The sequence below is a fragment of the Tunturiibacter empetritectus genome (genome assembly GCF_014201375.1).
Taxonomy (GTDB): Bacteria; Acidobacteriota; Terriglobia; order Terriglobales; family Acidobacteriaceae; genus Edaphobacter; species Edaphobacter lichenicola_D.
This window is the reverse complement of record NZ_JACHDZ010000001.1, coordinates 1,298,163-1,314,971: the sequence shown is the minus strand read 5'-3', so window position 1 is coordinate 1,314,971 and position 16,809 is coordinate 1,298,163. Positions and strand designations below refer to the sequence as shown.

Sequence of the window (16,809 nt, the reverse complement as noted above, 5' to 3'; positions counted from 1 at the left end):
CCTTCGAAAGCGCGCGCCAATGCTGGTTGCGCGCGAACCGAATCGTGAGGACGCTATGAAACTCTCTTATCTTGCTCTGCCTGTTGTCACTGCCGCTTGTCTATTGACGGCCGGATGCTCGTCACACGCGGCTTACTACGCTCCGCCCCCGCCGCCTGCCGGCTACAACAGCGTTCCGCCGCTGATCGCGCGGGCCGATCAGGTAGGATTCCGCTCGGGCACAGAAGACGGCGCGCGCGATGCCTATAACGGATTCGGCTATCATCCGCAGCATGATCGGAAGTTTCATACCACTCCTGGCTACGACTCGGCGCTCGGGCCGTATGAGCCTTACCGCGATGCCTTTCGAAGAGCTTACCTGCGCGGCTAAGACCAGGGATTCCATCGCGGCTAGTCACGCTCGGCGGGTGGTCTGTTCGAGTCGTATGATCGATGCAGGAGACCACCTTGCTGACACCTTTTCACATCGCCTTTCCCGTCGACGACCTGGACGCTGCGCGTAGTTTTTATGGAACGACCCTTGGCTGTGCGGAGGGCCGCAGTTCGTCACAGTGGATCGACTTCGACCTCTTTGGCCATCAGATCGTAGCGCATCTGAAACCTGGCGCGTCGAAAGACAAGGCTCATAATAATCCTGTCGATGGGCATGAGGTTCCGGTTCCTCACTTCGGCGTGGTGCTTCCGATGGAGACGTGGGAGATGCTTGCGGAGCGGCTTCGGCGTGCTGGGATCGCGTTCGTGATCGAGCCGTACATCCGGTTCAAGGGTGAGGTGGGCGAGCAGGCAACGATGTTCTTTCTTGACCCTGCGGGCAATGCACTTGAGTTCAAGGCATTCGCTGACATCAATCAACTCTTTGCGAAGTGATCGACCGGGATTGGATCATCGAGGTTGGATCGAAGACGCGAAGCTCTTTGCTTGCTTCGTGGAAAAGAAACGCCAATCTGAAAAGTGCGAAAACCCTTTTACTATATCGTTTTAGTTCGTATAGACTCTCTAAGGTCTATGAACAAGCGCCCGTCCGTTTTATGAGTACGAGCCTCACCTGACTTTGAAGGAGTATGAATGTTATTTTTTCAGCGGTTAAGCGTTTTGTCGGCCTTTGCTGCGATGACTTTGGCGTCGTTTGGTTCGATGGCAGCACATGCCCAGACCACGCCCGCCGCCTCGAAGGGGCCTTGGATGAACAAGAGCCTCTCTCCGGATGAGCGCGCCGATATGGTGGCAGGCCAGATGACTCTTGATGAAAAGATCCGGATGGTTCATGGGACGGGCTGGGGTGTGCTGCGCGCGGGTGACCCAGTGCCGGCGAAGTCGAACTTCGCTGCAGGTTATATGGAGGGGATCGAGCGGCTTGGGATTCCGGGGATCGATCTTGCGGACTCCGCGGTCGGGGCTCGCATGGCGGCGTATCAGTCGCGTTATGCGACGCTGCTTCCTTCGACGCTTGGCGCCGCCTCAAGCTGGGATCCTGAGTCGGCGTTTCTTTATGGCTCGGTGATTGGCCGGGAGCTTCGCGCGTGGGGCTCAAATATGACAATCGGCGGCGGCGTGAATATTACACGAGAGCCGCGTAACGGCCGCAACTTCGAGTACGCAGGAGAAGATCCGATTCTTGCTGGAACGATGACGGGCAATCTCGAGAAGGGTGTCTTCTCGCAGCAAGTAATGAGCGACATCAAGCACTATGCGTTGAACGATCAGGAGACTGGTCGCACCGTCGTCAATGTACTGCTCGACAAGAAGGCTCTGCGCGAGTCGGACATGCTGGCCTTCGAGGTGTCGATTGGGATCGCGGAGCCGTCAGCGGTGATGTGCTCCTACAATCTCTATGAGGGCGACCATACCTGCGAGAACGACTACCTGCTCAACGAAGTTTTGAAGAAGGACTTCAAGTTCAAGGGCTGGGTGGTGTCGGATTGGGGTGCGACCCATAGCACGGTGAAGGCCGCGTTGAACGGGATGGACCAGGAGATGCCCGGTGACGAGAACTACTTCAATGCACCGCTGAAGAAGGCTGTTGAAGGCGGACAGGTTCCCATGGCTCGACTGGACGACATGGTTCATCGCATTCTGCGGAGCATGTTTGCCGCGGGTGTGGTGGACGACCCTCCGATTCGCACGGTCGTCGATCCGTTCCGTGGACGAGATGACGCGCAACACATTGCCGAAGAGAGCATTGTTCTGCTGAAAAATGCGGATCATATTCTTCCGCTGAAGTCCGCGGCTTCAAACTCGATCGCAATTATCGGTTCCCATGCGGATGTTGGTGTTCTTTCGGGCGGCGGCTCGGCTCAGGTGGATGCGCCGGGCGGCAATGCTGCGGATCCAAAGGCAGGCGGCTCTGGCTGGACCGAGCATGTCTACTTCCCTTCTTCTCCGCTCAAGAACATTCAGGCGCACTCACCTCAGGCGTCGGTGCGGTACGCGGATGGCCTGGATACTGCGGCAGCTGTGAAACTTGCGAAGTCTTCTTCTGTGGCTATTGTGTTTGTGAATCAGCCGATGCAGGAGGGGATGGATGCCGTGACTCTGTCGTTGCCTGACAATCAGGATGCGCTCGTCGAGGCGGTGGCAGCGGCGAATCCGAACACCATCGTCGTGATTGAGAATGGCGGACCGGTGAGTATGCCGTGGGTTCAACATGTGAAGGGCGTGGTCGAGATGTGGTATCCGGGCATCGGCGGTGCGCAGGCTCTGGCAAACATCCTCTTCGGGGAGGTGAATCCTTCGGGTAAGCTGCCGGTCACGTTTGCAAAAGACGAGACACAGTTGCCGCATCCTGTGGTGCCGGGCCTTGAGGGAGTGCCGCCTGGCCCAAACCAGGAGCATAAGGTTCAACCGTTCGATGTGAACTACAACCCGGAAGGCGCCAAGGTCGGTTACAAATGGTTTGAGGCGACCAACAAGCAGCCACTCTTCCCCTTTGGCTTCGGCTTGTCTTACACCACCTATGCCTACTCTGGCCTGACTGTGGATGATGCCAAGCGGACGGTTCACTTCACGGTTCGCAACACTGGAGCGCACGAGGGCACTGAGATCGCCGAGGTCTATGTTGCCTTGCCCGCAGCTGCGAAGGAGGACTATAAGCGGCTTGCAGCATGGCAACGGGTGAAGCTTGCTCCTGGCGAGTCGAAGGAGGTAACGCTGCCACTGCACCCGCTCTCGCTTACGGTCTTCAACACGGATCAGAATGGATGGCAGCTGCTTCCGGGCGAGTATAAGGTGACGGCGGGACCGTCCTCTAGCGATACTCCGCTGAAGGCACCGCTGCACGTTCAGTAGGGGTCAGCGCCTGAGCCTGTGGATAGTGGCTCAGGCGCGACCAGTCGGACGTTCCCCTTGAACGTTCACTATGATAAGTACTTATGCCTGCCCGACTCATCATCAATGCGGACGACTTCGGTCTCACTCGTGGGGTTAACCGCGCCGTCGTGGAGCTTCACCAGGCTGGGTCGCTGACCTCTGCGACGCTGATGGCGACCGGTGCGGCGTTCGACGATGCTGTGACGCTTGCCCGCGCTAATCCTACCCTTGGTGTTGGCTGTCACATCACCCTCACGGATGGCATCCCTGTCTCGCCGTCGCAAAGCATCTCTACACTGCTGGGTTCCGATGGCAAGATGTTTCGTCCTTCGCTTGTCGATTTTGTGCAGGCGCTGCTGCGCGGCAAGATCAACGAGGACGAGGTGGAACAAGAGGCTCTTGCACAGGTTGAGAAGCTTCGTAGTGCTGGCATTGAGGTTACTCACCTCGATACGCACAAGCACACGCATCTCTTCCCTGTTGTCACGCGGCCTCTTCTGCGCGTTGCCGAACGCTGCGGCATTGGTGCGATTCGCAACCCGTTCGAGGAGCCCTGGAGTCTTGCTCTTGGTCACGGGAACCGAGTTCGCCGCCTGCAGGTGAAGCTGCTTGGCAATCTTCAAAGCAGGTTCGAGCGTCAGCTGCAGATTCGCAATGCTGGCGTGCTTACTACGGATGGAACGATTGGGATCTCCGCGACCGGGCATCTGGATGCCGCTACCCTGCATGAACTTCTGGTTGCTTTGCCTGCCGATGGGACGTTTGAACTCTGCTGCCATCCTGGCTACAACGATGGCGACCTCGATCGCGTCACCACTCGGCTTCGCACCCATCGTGATGTGGAGCGAAACGCTTTGCTCACCGAGGTACCAGCGAGGTCTTTGCGACCAAATGCGCCGCAGCTCATCAACTACGGGGACCTTGTAGCTTAACGGCGCTCGTTTGCGAAAAGCTGATGAACCGCCAGAAGCCAAAGAGTCTTATACGATCGTTGCTTCGTCCAATAGCAGGAGCAATGAACGCAGCCTAAAAGTATGGGAAGACTATGAAGATCGGCATCACCTGTTATCCCACCTACGGCGGTAGTGGTGTCGTGGCTACCGAGCTTGGTATTGAACTAGCTGCTCGCGGTCATGAGATTCACTTCATCACCTACTCGCAACCCTTTCGTCTCAGCGGCCGCGAGTCGAATATTCACTTCCACGAGGTTGCGGTTTCAAACTATCCCCTGTTTGAACATCCGCCCTACGATCTCGCGCTGGCGACTCGGATGGCCGAGGTCGCCGAGTTCTATTCGCTGGATCTGCTGCATGTTCATTACGCGATTCCTCACTCTGTGAGCGCGTTGCTGGCGCGACAGATGCTTGCCACGCGGGGGATTCATCTTCCGTTCATCACGACGCTTCACGGTACCGACATCACGCTGGTGGGGCTGGATCGCTCGTATCTTCCTATTACCAGGTTCGGCATCGAGCAGTCGGATGGGGTCACCAGCATCTCGAGCTATCTGCGCGACCGCACCCGGGAGGCCTTCGCCATCACTTCTGAGATCGAGGTAATCCGCAACTTCGTGAACTGCGATGTTTATCTTCGCAATCCGGAGCTGGTGGCTGCGATGCGTCCGCGCTTTGCGGAGCCGAACGATCGGCTTCTGGTTCACCTTTCCAACTTTCGACCGGTGAAACGCATTCAGGACGTTGTGAAGGTCTTCGCCCGTGTCGCCAAGGCTATGCCGGCGCGGCTGATGCTGATCGGCGACGGCCCTGACCGCAGCGTCGCCGAGTATCTTGCCCGCGAGCACAACGTGCAGGACCGGGTGCACTTCATCGGGAAGCAGGATAACGTCAACGAGCTGCTGCCGCTGGCTGACCTGATGCTGATGCCCAGCGAGATGGAATCATTCGGGCTGGCGGCGCTTGAGGCGATGGCGTGCAGTGTGCCAACTATCGGGACACGCGTCGGCGGCGTCCCAGAGCTTATTCAGGATGAACACAATGGCCTCCTCTTTGCTGTGGGCGACATTGACTCCATGTCCACCGCTGCTATCTCGCTTCTCAGCGATCAGCCGCGTCTCGAAGCGATGGCGCGCGCGGGTCGTAAGACCGCGCAGGACCACTTCTGCGCCTCTCGAGTGATTCCGCTCTACGAGGACTATTACGACCGGGTCATCGCGCGCACGGCGTCTTCAACCATGTGACTGATGGCCTGACCCGCCGCGCCGCCGATCGGCCCCCAGGTTTCGGCACCGGCGTCGAGGATCGGCATTAGCAGCGTAACCTTTGTGCCGCGACCTGGACGGCTGTTGATCTCAACCGTCGCCAGATCGCCGTATAAGACCTGCATGCGCTCGCGCACGTTTCGTACGCCGATACCGTTTCCAGGACGAACCAGGCCGCTGACCAGAGAGACGTCGATGCGGTCGGGGGCCATGCCGACGCCGTCATCCTCTACCTCTACCATCAGCCTTCTTTCTTCCGTAATCCGGCTGCGGATCGTGACCGTGCCACCGCTGATCCGCGGCTCGAGGCCATGTTTGATGCTGTTTTCAATGAGCGGCTGGAGGAGCATTCCTGGCACCACGATGTCCAGCGTGTTGCCTGCAATCTCTTTGACTACTTTCAGCTTGTCGCCGAAACGCACTACCTCGATGTCCAGATAGTCGTCGGTGAAGCGCAGCTCCTCGCTGAGCGGAAGGAAGGCCTCGCGATCTTTCAGGAGTACGCGGAGGATGTTGGCGAGTTTGACGATCATCTCCCGCGCCAGCTCGGGCTGCGAGCGAACCAGGGAGGTGATCGAGTTCAGGGTGTTGAATAAAAAGTGTGGGTTAATCTGCCGTTGTAAGGCGTCCAGGCGGGCTTCGAGCAGCAGCCTTCCCTGCTCCTCCAGCTTTCTTTCGACTCGGATGGCGTTCCAGATCTTGAGCGGAATTCCGACGACGATGGGCGCGGTGGCGCAGATGAGCAACTGAACCCACCACTCTCTGGAATTAAGTTCGAAGTAGCGGCGCGGAAAGTAGTGCGATAGCGCGCTGGTTCCGAGCTGCATCCCCGCGACCAGCAACAGCAGCAAAATCTGACGATCGAGCTGCGGCCGTCGCAGGTTCCTCGTGACCCAACGATAGATGCTCAGGTCGATCATGGGGGAGAACGACCATACGTCTTCGGCGTCGGCAAAGCGGCCGAAGGCTCCTGCGATCGCGGCAATGGCGAGATTGACCGGGAGCGCCCAATACTCATGGTGCAGGACTGCAGGGATTGCCAGCGTCGCTCCGCCAGCCATCGCTGCGAGTGGCCCCACGAGAATTCCCAGAAGGATTGTGATCTCGAGCGAGAGATCGGCTGCCAGGAAGTTCGGCACAGCGGTGCGGACCCATACGCCGAGGGTTAGCGGCACACAGATGATGATGACGAGCCACATCGTCTGGCGTGGAGTTCGCCGCGACAAAAGAAGCAGATTCTTGAAGCGAGTCGATCGCGCCAGGGAGCTCGAAAACGCCGCAGCTACGCCTAGTTTAATCAGCAGCGTAATCAGGATCAGCTTGGGATCGGGCTGGGTCACACCATTACTTTACGCCCCTGACGCAACTTCGCATCCAACAGCCTGTCCGAGCAGTCTAATGATCATGAAGCAGGAAACGTATAATCAAGAGATGCCGTTCGCAAGTGTGACTAAAGTAGCCGACGCCGACCTTCCGACCCGCTGGGGGCACTTCCGCATCCTCGGCTTCGAGGGTGTCATCGAAAACCCAGCGGCGTGCAATGACAACATTCCTCCGCCGGCTGTGCGAGTGGAGGGAGCGGTGGCTCTGGTGATGGGCGATGTTCACGCTGCGCCTCCGATTGTGCGGATACACTCGCAGTGCCTGACGGGCGACGTCTTCCATTCGCTGCGCTGTGACTGCAGGCAGCAGTTTGAACTTGCGATGACCCTGATCACCGACGAAGGCCGGGGCATTATGCTTTACGAACAGCAGGAGGGACGCGGCATCGGCCTGATGGCGAAACTGCGCGCGTATGAGCTGCAGGATAAGGGTATGGACACCATCGAGGCTAATCTCGAACTTGGCTATGAGGCCGACTGCCGCCACTTCGAACTGCCTGCCCAGATCCTCAAGCAGATGGGGATCTCTGAAGTTCGGCTTATCACGAACAATCCGGAGAAGGTGGAGGCGCTGGAGCTTGCCGGCATCAAGGTGGTTGAGCGCATCTCGGCCGAAGTTCCCAGCGAGCCTACCAACGAGCGCTACCTTCAGACCAAGCGCGAGAAGATGGGCCACCTGGTCAGCTAGATCAATGGTCAGCTAGCTCAATTCTTGAAGACCGCTGATTCGGGATGATGATTCATCCAGTCGAACCAGTAGTCCTTGTGCGCGTCGATCTCCGCAAGGCAGCGGCCTGCCAGACTACCTTCTATAGCGCATCCCTGAAAGTTCCAGAGGCTGCCCGTGTCTATGTCGGTGAGTGTCTGGTCACCTGTGCCCTGGGCAAAGGTCAGGTGTCTGCTCTCGAGCGCTCCTTCGAAGACCCGGATCGATGCGCCGTCGCGCCCAAGCACTACGATAAGAGGCTGGTCGCCGACCCGATCTTGAATCAGTTTTGCTGCGAGGATGGACTCAATCGGGTAGGCCTTGCTCTGTCCCGCCACGGTAACTCCCAGCATCAGTTGGTGGGGGGCGATGCCGGAGCGGGTTGTGTTTACCACGGTGGGCGTCTTTTCTACGTGCTTCTCCCAGTCTTTCGGATCGTACTCTGCCGCATAGAGCGGGTCCGCCTTCAAGACCTGCCCGTGCGGCTGCTCGCTCTTCCATAGGGCGAAGGTCAACTCGTCGCTGCGCACGAGCTTCAACTGCTGCCCCTTCAGCGGTCCGAAGATCGCCTCGCCGGTGCTCTGCTGCCAGATGCTGCTGGTCTGCTCATCGCGCAGGAGTGCGTTGCCGTTGTTAATGCCGGCCAGGCGGAAGTGCAGCAACTTTCCATCGACGACGCGACTCCACACCAGCCCTGTGTGACACAACGTGCAATAGGTCACGGCGATCGGGACGCCGCCTACCGTGTCGTTGACGATATGGTGATAGCCCATGGTGCGGATAGGATAAGCCCGCGCTTCCTGTCCCACCGTGACCGCCAGGACTTTGTCGTCGGAGTCGACTTTTGCCTCGTCTGCGCCTTCGAATGAGGGCGAATCGTAGGGGTGAAACATCTTTTCGAAGATGTTGACTTGGGTAAGAACTGCTCCCGCGAACGTAAGCAGAAGCAGGCAGATCAGTCCGATCCGAGTGCCGATCCGTGCGGTCTTCCAGAGGAGAAATATCGCGAGCAGCACGACCGCAACGCACACGCCTGCAAGCCAGGGGCCGGCGTGACGAACGGCCAGAGCAGTCTCCAGCTCGCGCGCACCCTGTGGGCGGAACGGGCGAATGACAAACATCGGGATGGCGACACAGGCCGCCGAAACTATTGCAGATACCGCCGCCAAAGCAAGAAGGGATCCGGTTTTGTTTCGTATTGCTTGTATCTGTTGCGTCTGTGACATGTTCTTCCTCGCAGCGATTCAACTAGGGCCGGATGGGAAGAGTCAACCATGCAAATGGAGGATCTTTCGCTCCACCTATCGGATGACGTCGCTTTTTCTGGAGGAAAGCTTCTAGGGAGGGTAAGGATCGCTACGCGCGCGCTCCCATCACAACCTTCGCCGTTGTGATGGCCTGCCCGATGTGACGTTGTGTGTGCTCTGCGCAGTGGACGAGGAGTCCGCCTACTGTGCTGGGCAGCATGGATCGGCCTACTCCCCGCGATTCTTCATAGCTTTCCTGCGAGATCATCAGCACGCGCTGTCGCGCTTCTTTCAGGCCTGCTCGCACCTCGTCGAGCACAATCTTGGCAGATGCACCACTCTCCATCTCACTGCGCAACGCATCCATCTGCGCCTCAGATAGGGCTCTCCCCTCTGCATAGGTCAGCAGACGGTCCAGACTTCGCGCGATGTGGCGTAGATGAAAGGCGACGGGAGCTATCCCAGACGGCCGTGCGTTCATCTCGCTATCGCTTAATCCTGCGCACCATCGCTCTACATCTTCCTGCGCCAGCTCCAGCGCGTGCAGAACCTGTCGCCGCAGTGCATCGAACTCGGTCAACGTTCCTCGCAGCCATGGTTCCACCATCAAGATCCCTCCACTCGCTCAATGCGAAAGTCGTAACAGCCGGCCTTACCGTCGCGAACCATTACGTAGCGCACCATTGGATCGTGCATGATTCGTTCGATGGCGGCTGGCTGCCCTCCGTCGGTTACCATCTCACGTTGGCGCACGATCTGGTCTGCATCGTAGCCTTCGATCACCGCACCGAAGGGCAAGAGTTCCTCGGGATATCCAGCCTGCTCCGCGTATCGCTCGCACTCGGCCTCATGGATAAACACCGGGCCTGGCTGGGGTATCGGAGCAACTCCGTCGAAGGCATTCAGAGTAAACAAGAGTCGCACCTCCTGTCCGATGGCAAACGGTCTTAGACAGTGTCTGCATGGGCCGTGTCCCGTTGCAATCTTTGCGGTTACAGGATGCCCGTATCCCGGCGATAGTCTCGACTCTCTTACCTTCTGTGCCAGATCACTTGCAACCGCAACTATTCTCAACTCGCTCATCTCATATCTCCAGTTGTCGATTTCAATCACTGGAGGAATTTTGCACGACCAACGTCAGCGCACACACTCCGAATTGTTCGCTCAAACTCAGAGACCCTTCGACTTGCGAAACTCTCTCACTACCTCTGCCACGTCCCTGTGCTCGGAGTCTACGGCGTAGTTCATTCCGCGCACCTCGTCTGCACTCACCTTGCCAGCGAGCCTGTCCATGGCGATCTGAATTCCTGGATGCCGCCGCAGCGAATCTTCTCGTATCAGCGGGACAGCCTCATACGGCGGGAAGTAGTGCTTGTCGTCCTCCAACACCACGAAGCCCAACGCTCGTATGGGGCCATCGGTGGAGTTGCCCGCGACCATGTCTACCTGTCTGCTCGACAGCGCGCGATACAGAAGTCCGAGGTCCATCGTTCGGGGGTCGCCTGCGAACTTTAACCCGTAGGTCGCCTCGAGACCGCGTAGACCATCCGGACGGGATTGAAACTCGTAGCCGACGCCCAGCCTCCAGCCGCTGGGATCGGGAGCAGTATTCACCGCGTCAGAGATCGTCTTTACGCCAAGGCGCTTAGCATCGTCGCCGCGCACGACCATCGCAAAGGTGTCCTCGAATCCTAATCCGGGGCCTACTTTGACCCGGTACTTCGACGCGTACAGGCTACTTACCTCACGAAAGACAGACGCTTCCTCCCGCTGGCCCACCGGAGGAAGTGGCTGCTTGAGGATCGCAGTCAGCGCCGTGCCCGTGTACTCGACGTATCCGTCAATCCGTCCGCTCACCAACGCCTGGTGGCAGAGATAGCTTCCTGCCAGATAGAAGCGCCGATCTACCTGCTCTCCGGTGATGGACTCAATCTCCTGGGCGAGCATCTCTCCCAGGACAACCTGCTCGGTAAAATTCTTGGCTCCAATGGTGATGCGCGAGGATCGTGGCGGGGCGCATGCGATGGCAAGCAGGCAGAAGAGAACGGCGATAGCCGCCGTCGCACGGCGTTGTCGCGGTTTCAGCAACTCGCTCCTCCTGCAGAGACTTTCTGCGCGGACGGCGCCTTCAGTTCGAATTTGTAAAACGATCTCTCGCCCTGTTCGTAGTCGGTGACGACGAATCCGAGTTTCTTCAAGATGTGCAGGGAGCGCTCGTTACCCTCCTGTACGGTTGAAACGATGCGGTTCAGCTTCAGCTCCTCAAAGCCGAAGGTCACGAAGGCGCGCGCAGCTTCGGTTGCGAGACCGCGCCCCCAAAACTCCCGGCGCATATAGTAGCCGAGCACCGCTTCTGCTGGAATCCGGTCCCCCCCCTGCACGTTTGCATACAGGCCACAGCGCCCGATATAATCGCCGTTCTCCTTCAACACACAGGCCCACATGGCCAGCCTGTCATCGACGATCTGAATGGCGCGGTTCCAGAATCTATCTTCAGCGACCTCTCTGGTTCGCGGAGCGCCGCCCACATATCGACGAACATCGGGATCTTGCTCCATTGCGCAGAAAGCTTCGAGGTCCGCGGCCTCGTGCGGGCGGAAGAGCATTCTCTCGGATTCGAGAACGATCATCTCAGATGCGCCTCACGGCCACGCGTCTTTCGAGCAACCCCAGGCCTGCGTCGGCGATGAGAGCGAGCAGTGCAGCGGGAATAGCTCCGGCCAGTACGAGGCCGTTGTCGACGCTGGCCACGCCGCGAAAGATCAGCTCTCCCAGACCGCCTGCGCCGATCGCTGCGGCGATGGTCGCGACGCCGACACAGGTCACGGTTGCGGTTCGGAGACCTGCGAGGATCACGCTCGCAGCCAACGGCAGTTCGACCTTCAGGAGCCGTTGCCACGAGGTCATCCCCATCGCGTTGGCCACATCGACTAGTGCGGGATCTACGCTTCCGATGCCGGCGTAGGTGTTCCGCAGGATGGGCAACAGGGCGTAGCCGGTCAGAGCCAGGATCGCCAGCCGCGCTGCGTCTTCTCCCAGCCAGGGAACGGGCAGGAGCAGGCCAAACAGCGCCAGGCTCGGGACAGTTTGCAGTATGTTCGCAAACCCTATGATGGGCCTGGCGAGCTTCTGCCTTCGGGTGAGCAGGATGCCCAGAGGCAGGCCTATGGCAGCAGCTAACAACATCGCAGACAGGGTCAGCCAGAGGTGCTCGAAGGTTAGACGGCCAATGTCGTATCCGTTTTGGCGGAGGAAGTTGATCATGCTTACACCGTTCTATGTACAGCACGAACATAATCTTTTACATGAGGGTTTTCCGATTGCAGAACTTCTTCCGTAGTGAGATCTGCCACCACCGCCCCTTCGGAGAGAAACACGACGCGTCGGGCCAGGTAGAGGGCCTCGTCCAGGTCATGCGTCACGAGCAGGACAGTCTTCCCTACCTTCTTCAGCAGGTCGCGCAACATGGTCTGCATCTCGGCGCGGGTGAGAGGATCGAGCGCGCCAAGCGGCTCATCCATCAACAGCACGGTTGGGTCGGTTGCGAGTGCGCGTGCGAGCCCGACGCGCTGGCGCTGGCCGCCTGAGAGTTGCCAGGGGTTCCGTTTGCGAAACTCTTCGTACTCGAGTCCGACTAGCGACATTACCTCTCGAACGCGAGCCGTAACCTCGTTCTTTGAGCGTCCTGCAAGCTCCAGGGCCATGCCTGCATTTCGCTCCACCGTCATGTGGGGAAACAAGCCGGTCTCCTGAATGACGTAGCCAATGCTGCGTCGCAACGCTATGGTGTCGCCATTTTGAGTGGGATTGCCTGCAACAAACACCTCGCCTGCGCTGGGCGTCACCAGATTGTTCACCATGCGCAGCAGCGTGGTCTTACCGGACCCGCTCCGTCCCAGCAGAGCCGTTGTGGTTCCCGCCTCAAGCTGCAAAGAGATGTCACGCAATAAGACGCGCCCACCTGCCAGCGTATAGCTCACCTTCGCGAACTCAACGCCAACCGTGGGCATGTCTCTTACTCTAACCTGTGGCGAACTGCGAGTTTATTCCGCGGTCTCGGGGACAGTATCTGCAGCTGCCGACTCTCCTGCCGCACCGGGCTGGCCCTTTACGCGCACCACCGTGATCTTCTCGAAGCCTTCCTTGAAGGTGGGCGGCTTCAAGCGCTCGGCCATCTTCTGCATCACCTCGTCGGTCACCTGGCGGTCGCGCTTGGAGTTGCGTTCCATGCATACGGCCAGTGGCACGTCGAAGAACACAGCCTGCACCTCGTAGCCGAAGCTCTTGGCCATCTTGATCCACTGCCTGCGCTCGTGTGGCGAGAGGTTCGTCGCGTCCACGTAGTTCCACGGCATCTTAGCGATCAGCCGGGCGCGCAGCAGGCTTCGCAACGTCGAAAACACGAGGCCCTGATAGCGCTGTTCGGTGATGTCGTCGAAGAGGAGGGTACGCAGGAGATCGCTCGACAGCGGGGTTACGCCGCGACGCTTGTACCAGGTCGCCTTCCCTGAACCGGGCAAGCCAATCGCGAGGACGACATAGCCCTTTGGCGACTTGGTCGCTGTCAGCTCTGCGGGTGGAGTCCCGAGCGACTCGGGCTGAGTCTCCATCACCATCTTTGGCTCATGGGGCTCAGTGGGCGCTGAATGCTCCGCTGCGGGCTCAGTCGTGGCTACGACGTTTTCGGTCTCGGCGGTAGATTCGGCTTTGGCTGGCTCAGGCTCTGCGGCGCGTGCCGGCGCAGCCTCCGGGTAGGTTGGTCTCAGGGGAGCTGGCTGGTTCGAGGGCAACTCCTGCCCACTTTTCCCCGTGGACTCGGAGTCGTTCGGTCCACGTCTAGGGCGTCGTCTCATCTTTTCGCTTATCCATTCGCGCAATTCGCGCATACGACGCTTGTAACACAGCGTGGAAGACTCCCGCAAATCCGTCGCACCTCGTGCGATACGTCTTCAGCCTCTCAGCCGATCCGGATTCGCCCACCCTCATCTCTCCTTTTCTCAGCGCCTTACATCGTCTTTTCACACATATGCAGTAGTGTCCCTGGTAAAAGAGGTGGACCATGGCCGTCGAAGTCGCTGATCTGAACCAGATGCAGGCTGCATATAAGGAAGCTGTCGATCAATGGGTCACCGCCATCCGCGAGGAAGAGGCGCTCGCCTCGGTCAATCACTCCGAGGCAGAGATCGATGCCTGGGAGGCTGCGGATTTCCGCGAGGAAGATGCACGCGGGAAGGCGAAAGAGGCCAAGAAGAACTACGAAGACGCTCTTCGCGAGAAGTTTTTCAGCTTCTAAAAGACTTGGTTCGCGGCCATTCGTCGCGCGATCTCTCACGAATGTGTAGTGAGCGAAGTCACGCCCCGAAGTTTGCGCCGCCTTCGCGCCGGTGACATCATCCCGCTCTGGTCGCGTGCAGAGCAGTTCGTCGCGTTCTACAATGGGCACACGCACCTATAACGCCGTAAACACGACAGGAGCAACCGAAAATCATGGCAGCTGTAAAGGTAGGCATCAACGGCTTCGGCCGCATTGGACGCAACGTCTTCCGCTCCGCTTTAGGCAACCCCGACATTGAATTCGTAGCCGTAAACGACCTCACCACTCCCGCCACGCTGGCTCACCTCCTCAAGTACGACTCCATCCTCGGCAACCTGAAGAACGAGATCACCCACGGAGCCGATTTCATCGCGGTCGATGGAAAACACATCAAGGTCTTCGCCGAGCGCGATCCGGCCAAGCTCGACTGGGCCTCGGTGGGTGCGCAGATCGTGGTTGAGTCCACCGGCTTCTTTACCGACGCCGAAAAGGCCAAGGCGCACCTCGGCAGCACCGTGAAGAAGGTCATCATCTCCGCGCCAGCGACCAACGAGGACGTCACCCTCGTGCTGGGCGTGAACGACGACAAGTACGACGCGGCCAAGCACAACGTCATCTCGAATGCGAGCTGCACGACCAACTGTCTCGCGCCGGTGGTCAAGGTGCTGCACGATACCTTTGGCATCGCGTCGGGAATCATGACCACGATCCACAGCTACACCAACGATCAGGTGATTCTCGATACGCCGCACAAGGATCTGCGTCGCGCCCGTGCTGCCGCTCTGTCGATGATTCCGTCGAGCACCGGTGCCGCCAAGGCCCTGAGGCTCGTCGTTCCTGCAATGGACGGGAAGCTTGACGGCTTCTCGATGCGCGTCCCGACCCCGAACGTCTCTGTGGTGGACCTCACCTTTGTCTCCGAGAAGCCCATCACCGACAAGTCGATCAACGAAGCCCTCAAGAAGGCTGCCGACGGCGAACTGAAGGGGATTCTGGGATTCACGGATGAAGAGCTCGTCTCCTCGGACTTCAAGGGCAACCCACTCAGCAGCATCGTCGACAGCAAGTTGACCAAGGTTGTCGGCCAGAATACCGGCAAGGTGATCAGCTGGTACGACAACGAGTGGGGCTACTCCAGCCGGGTGAAGGATCTCATTCTCTTCCTCGTCAAAAAGGGCCTGTAACCGTCTACTGACCCTTGGCAGAGGTTGATCCTCCATCCCCTGCCAAGGGTTCCTTCTGCATCCTATCGACCCCGCCGTGAATCAATAGTTCTGGCAGCGAGTCCACCTGCCCGGATCGAGCACACAATGGGTCGCTTTCAGGAACTGGCCTTTACCCCACTCGTCAAACAACACCAGCAGGAGCACGGCAGCAGAAGCCAGTACGAACGGCTGGCGGAACGTTCGCCTTTGGGCAACGCTCTTGGTCCTGACGAGCAGGCCTTCATCGCGCTGCGGGACAGCTTCTACATGGCTTCGGTCAGCGAGACCGGCTGGCCTTACGTACAGCACCGCGGCGGCCCGAAGGGCTTCGTCCGCGTCATCGAACCGGGCCTTCTCGGCTTCGCGGATCTGCGCGGGAATAAGCAATACATCAGCCTGGGAAACTTCGATCACGACGCGCGGGTCGCTCTTTTCTTTATGGACTATCCCAACCAGACGCGTCTCAAAGTTCTTGGTCGCGTCGAGGTTCATGAACATGATTCGGAAGCACCGGCGCTGATCGAATCGTTCCGGTCTAAGGACAAATCGTCGGTCGTCGAAAGGGTCATCCTCATCCACGTCGAAGCCTTCGACTGGAACTGCCCGCAACATATCACTCCTCGTTATACTGCGGAAGAGATTCAGCAGGTTATCGCGCCTCTCACTCAAAAGCTCGCGGAGTTCGATGCAGAAAACGCAAAACTGCGCGAGGAGCTTCGCGCTCGGACGAAAATCGAACGTGCCTGAAGCGCTGTTTGATCTTTCTCTACTAGGAGGAGGCGATGTGCGATCGCATGCAATCTGTTTGTTCGCAGGAATACTGGGGCCAAAGTCGCAGCGTAGCTTCGAAAGGACATTCCGCAAAAAAAACTTGAAAATGATGGCGTATAGTTAGTCCTCGTAAAAGTGACTGCCAAAACACCACATCAGCCATGCAAATCATCACATCCTGACCACAAAAACGCCACGCAAAAACAAGCCTTTTCGCCAAAACCCCCAATAAAAACGCACATCCACCACAAAATAAAAAATGACCCGCAAAAACATTCCCGGCACCTCACCCTACGAGCCGATCATCGGCTTCTCCCGCGCGGTCCGCATCGACAACCACGTCCACGTCTCAGGCACCGGTCCGGTGGGTGCGGACAGCGCCGAGGTAGCCGAGCAGACGGAACAATGTCTGACCTTGATCGCCGCGGCGCTCAAAAACGCTGGCAGCTCCATGGAGCATGTGTACCGCACTCGCATGTACCTCACTCGCGCCGAAGACTGGGAGGCCGTCGGCCGGGTTCACGGCAAGTTCTTCGGGCTGATCCGTCCCGCTGCGACCATGGTGGTCGTCGCCGCGCTGCTGAACCCAGCCTGGCGCATCGAGATCGAAGCCGACGCCTTGATCCCCGAATAGCCGCTCGGGATGTTTTAGAATTCCCC

At 58.7% G+C, this 16,809-nt stretch carries 19 protein-coding genes; 10 read left to right on the top strand and 9 right to left on the bottom strand.

Going from position 1 to position 16,809, the window contains the following annotated elements:
* Positions 1 to 55 precede the first annotated feature (55 nt).
* From HDF10_RS05720 to bshA, 5 genes are all read left to right on the top strand, one after another.
* Positions 56 to 370, top strand: a complete 315-nt coding sequence (locus tag HDF10_RS05720; RefSeq protein ID WP_183811258.1) for a hypothetical protein — start codon at positions 56 to 58, stop codon at positions 368 to 370.
* A gap of 77 nt (positions 371 to 447) precedes the next feature.
* A complete protein-coding gene (locus HDF10_RS05715) occupies positions 448 to 867 on the top strand; it encodes a VOC family protein (protein ID WP_260177625.1) in 420 nt (139 codons plus the stop codon).
* A 315-nt stretch (positions 868 to 1,182) separates the two neighbouring features.
* On the top strand, positions 1,183 to 3,285 hold the full coding sequence (locus tag HDF10_RS05710) for a beta-glucosidase family protein (RefSeq protein ID WP_260177624.1): 2,103 nt from the start codon (positions 1,183 to 1,185) through the stop codon (positions 3,283 to 3,285).
* A gap of 83 nt (positions 3,286 to 3,368) precedes the next feature.
* Entirely contained in the window at positions 3,369 to 4,238 is an 870-nt protein-coding gene (locus HDF10_RS05705) for a ChbG/HpnK family deacetylase (protein ID WP_183811252.1), read from the top strand.
* A 113-nt stretch (positions 4,239 to 4,351) separates the two neighbouring features.
* Positions 4,352 to 5,503, top strand: a complete 1,152-nt coding sequence (gene bshA / locus HDF10_RS05700) for an N-acetyl-alpha-D-glucosaminyl L-malate synthase BshA (protein ID WP_183811250.1) — start codon at positions 4,352 to 4,354, stop codon at positions 5,501 to 5,503.
* Here bshA and HDF10_RS05695 read toward each other — a convergent pair.
* Positions 5,461 to 6,864 (bottom strand): sensor histidine kinase, encoded by a 1,404-nt coding sequence (locus HDF10_RS05695; RefSeq protein ID WP_183811248.1) that lies wholly within the window; start codon positions 6,862 to 6,864, stop codon positions 5,461 to 5,463. The two genes, bshA and HDF10_RS05695, sit on opposite strands and share 43 nt — an antisense overlap.
* Before the next feature lie 91 nt (positions 6,865 to 6,955).
* On the opposite strand from HDF10_RS05695, the gene ribA reads away from it, so the two are divergent.
* The gene (gene ribA, locus HDF10_RS05690) at positions 6,956 to 7,594 is read left to right on the top strand and encodes a GTP cyclohydrolase II (protein ID WP_183811246.1); all 639 of its coding nucleotides are present in this window, start codon (positions 6,956 to 6,958) and stop codon (positions 7,592 to 7,594) included.
* Positions 7,595 to 7,611: 17 nt separating this feature from the next.
* Here ribA and HDF10_RS05685 read toward each other — a convergent pair whose 3' ends face one another.
* The 8 genes from HDF10_RS05685 to HDF10_RS05650 all read right to left on the bottom strand — a co-directional run bounded on the left by HDF10_RS05685 (position 7,612) and on the right by HDF10_RS05650 (position 13,712).
* Positions 7,612 to 8,838 carry a DUF3179 domain-containing (seleno)protein gene (locus HDF10_RS05685; protein WP_183811243.1) on the bottom strand — a complete coding sequence of 409 codons (1,227 nt, stop codon included), beginning with the start codon at positions 8,836 to 8,838 and terminating at the stop codon, positions 7,612 to 7,614.
* A gap of 130 nt (positions 8,839 to 8,968) precedes the next feature.
* Entirely contained in the window at positions 8,969 to 9,466 is a 498-nt protein-coding gene (locus HDF10_RS05680; protein ID WP_183811241.1) for a DinB family protein, read from the bottom strand.
* Positions 9,466 to 9,942, bottom strand: a complete 477-nt coding sequence (locus HDF10_RS05675) for a DUF1203 domain-containing protein (RefSeq protein ID WP_183811239.1) — start codon at positions 9,940 to 9,942, stop codon at positions 9,466 to 9,468. Before HDF10_RS05675 ends, HDF10_RS05680 begins: the two co-directional genes overlap by 1 nt.
* Before the next feature lie 87 nt (positions 9,943 to 10,029).
* Positions 10,030 to 10,944 carry a glycine betaine ABC transporter substrate-binding protein gene (locus HDF10_RS05670; protein ID WP_406705803.1) on the bottom strand — a complete coding sequence of 305 codons (915 nt, stop codon included), beginning with the start codon at positions 10,942 to 10,944 and terminating at the stop codon, positions 10,030 to 10,032.
* Positions 10,941 to 11,489, bottom strand: coding sequence for a GNAT family N-acetyltransferase (locus tag HDF10_RS05665; RefSeq protein ID WP_183811237.1), 549 nt, complete (start codon positions 11,487 to 11,489; stop codon positions 10,941 to 10,943). The genes HDF10_RS05670 and HDF10_RS05665 overlap by 4 nt, the downstream gene beginning before the upstream one ends.
* Before the next feature lies 1 nt (position 11,490).
* A complete protein-coding gene (locus HDF10_RS05660) occupies positions 11,491 to 12,123 on the bottom strand; it encodes an ABC transporter permease (RefSeq protein ID WP_183811235.1) in 633 nt (210 codons plus the stop codon).
* Positions 12,124 to 12,125: 2 nt separating this feature from the next.
* On the bottom strand, positions 12,126 to 12,869 hold the full coding sequence (locus tag HDF10_RS05655; RefSeq protein WP_183811233.1) for an ATP-binding cassette domain-containing protein: 744 nt from the start codon (positions 12,867 to 12,869) through the stop codon (positions 12,126 to 12,128).
* Between the two features lie 33 nt (positions 12,870 to 12,902).
* A complete protein-coding gene (locus HDF10_RS05650; protein ID WP_183811231.1) occupies positions 12,903 to 13,712 on the bottom strand; it encodes an ATP-binding protein in 810 nt (269 codons plus the stop codon).
* A 206-nt stretch (positions 13,713 to 13,918) separates the two neighbouring features.
* On the opposite strand from HDF10_RS05650, the gene HDF10_RS05645 reads away from it, so the two are divergent.
* The 4 genes from HDF10_RS05645 (at position 13,919) to HDF10_RS05630 (ending at position 16,783) form a co-directional block, all read left to right on the top strand.
* Positions 13,919 to 14,152: a hypothetical protein gene (locus HDF10_RS05645; RefSeq protein ID WP_183811229.1), complete on the top strand. Its 234-nt coding sequence runs from the start codon at positions 13,919 to 13,921 to the stop codon at positions 14,150 to 14,152.
* A 194-nt stretch (positions 14,153 to 14,346) separates the two neighbouring features.
* Positions 14,347 to 15,357: a type I glyceraldehyde-3-phosphate dehydrogenase gene (gap, locus tag HDF10_RS05640; RefSeq protein WP_183811227.1), complete on the top strand. Its 1,011-nt coding sequence runs from the start codon at positions 14,347 to 14,349 to the stop codon at positions 15,355 to 15,357.
* 126 nt (positions 15,358 to 15,483) lie between these two features.
* Positions 15,484 to 16,125, top strand: a complete 642-nt coding sequence (locus HDF10_RS05635; RefSeq protein ID WP_183811225.1) for a pyridoxamine 5'-phosphate oxidase family protein — start codon at positions 15,484 to 15,486, stop codon at positions 16,123 to 16,125.
* 283 nt (positions 16,126 to 16,408) lie between these two features.
* Positions 16,409 to 16,783, top strand: coding sequence for a RidA family protein (locus tag HDF10_RS05630; protein ID WP_183811223.1), 375 nt, complete (start codon positions 16,409 to 16,411; stop codon positions 16,781 to 16,783).
* The last annotated feature ends 26 nt before the right edge of the window (positions 16,784 to 16,809 follow it).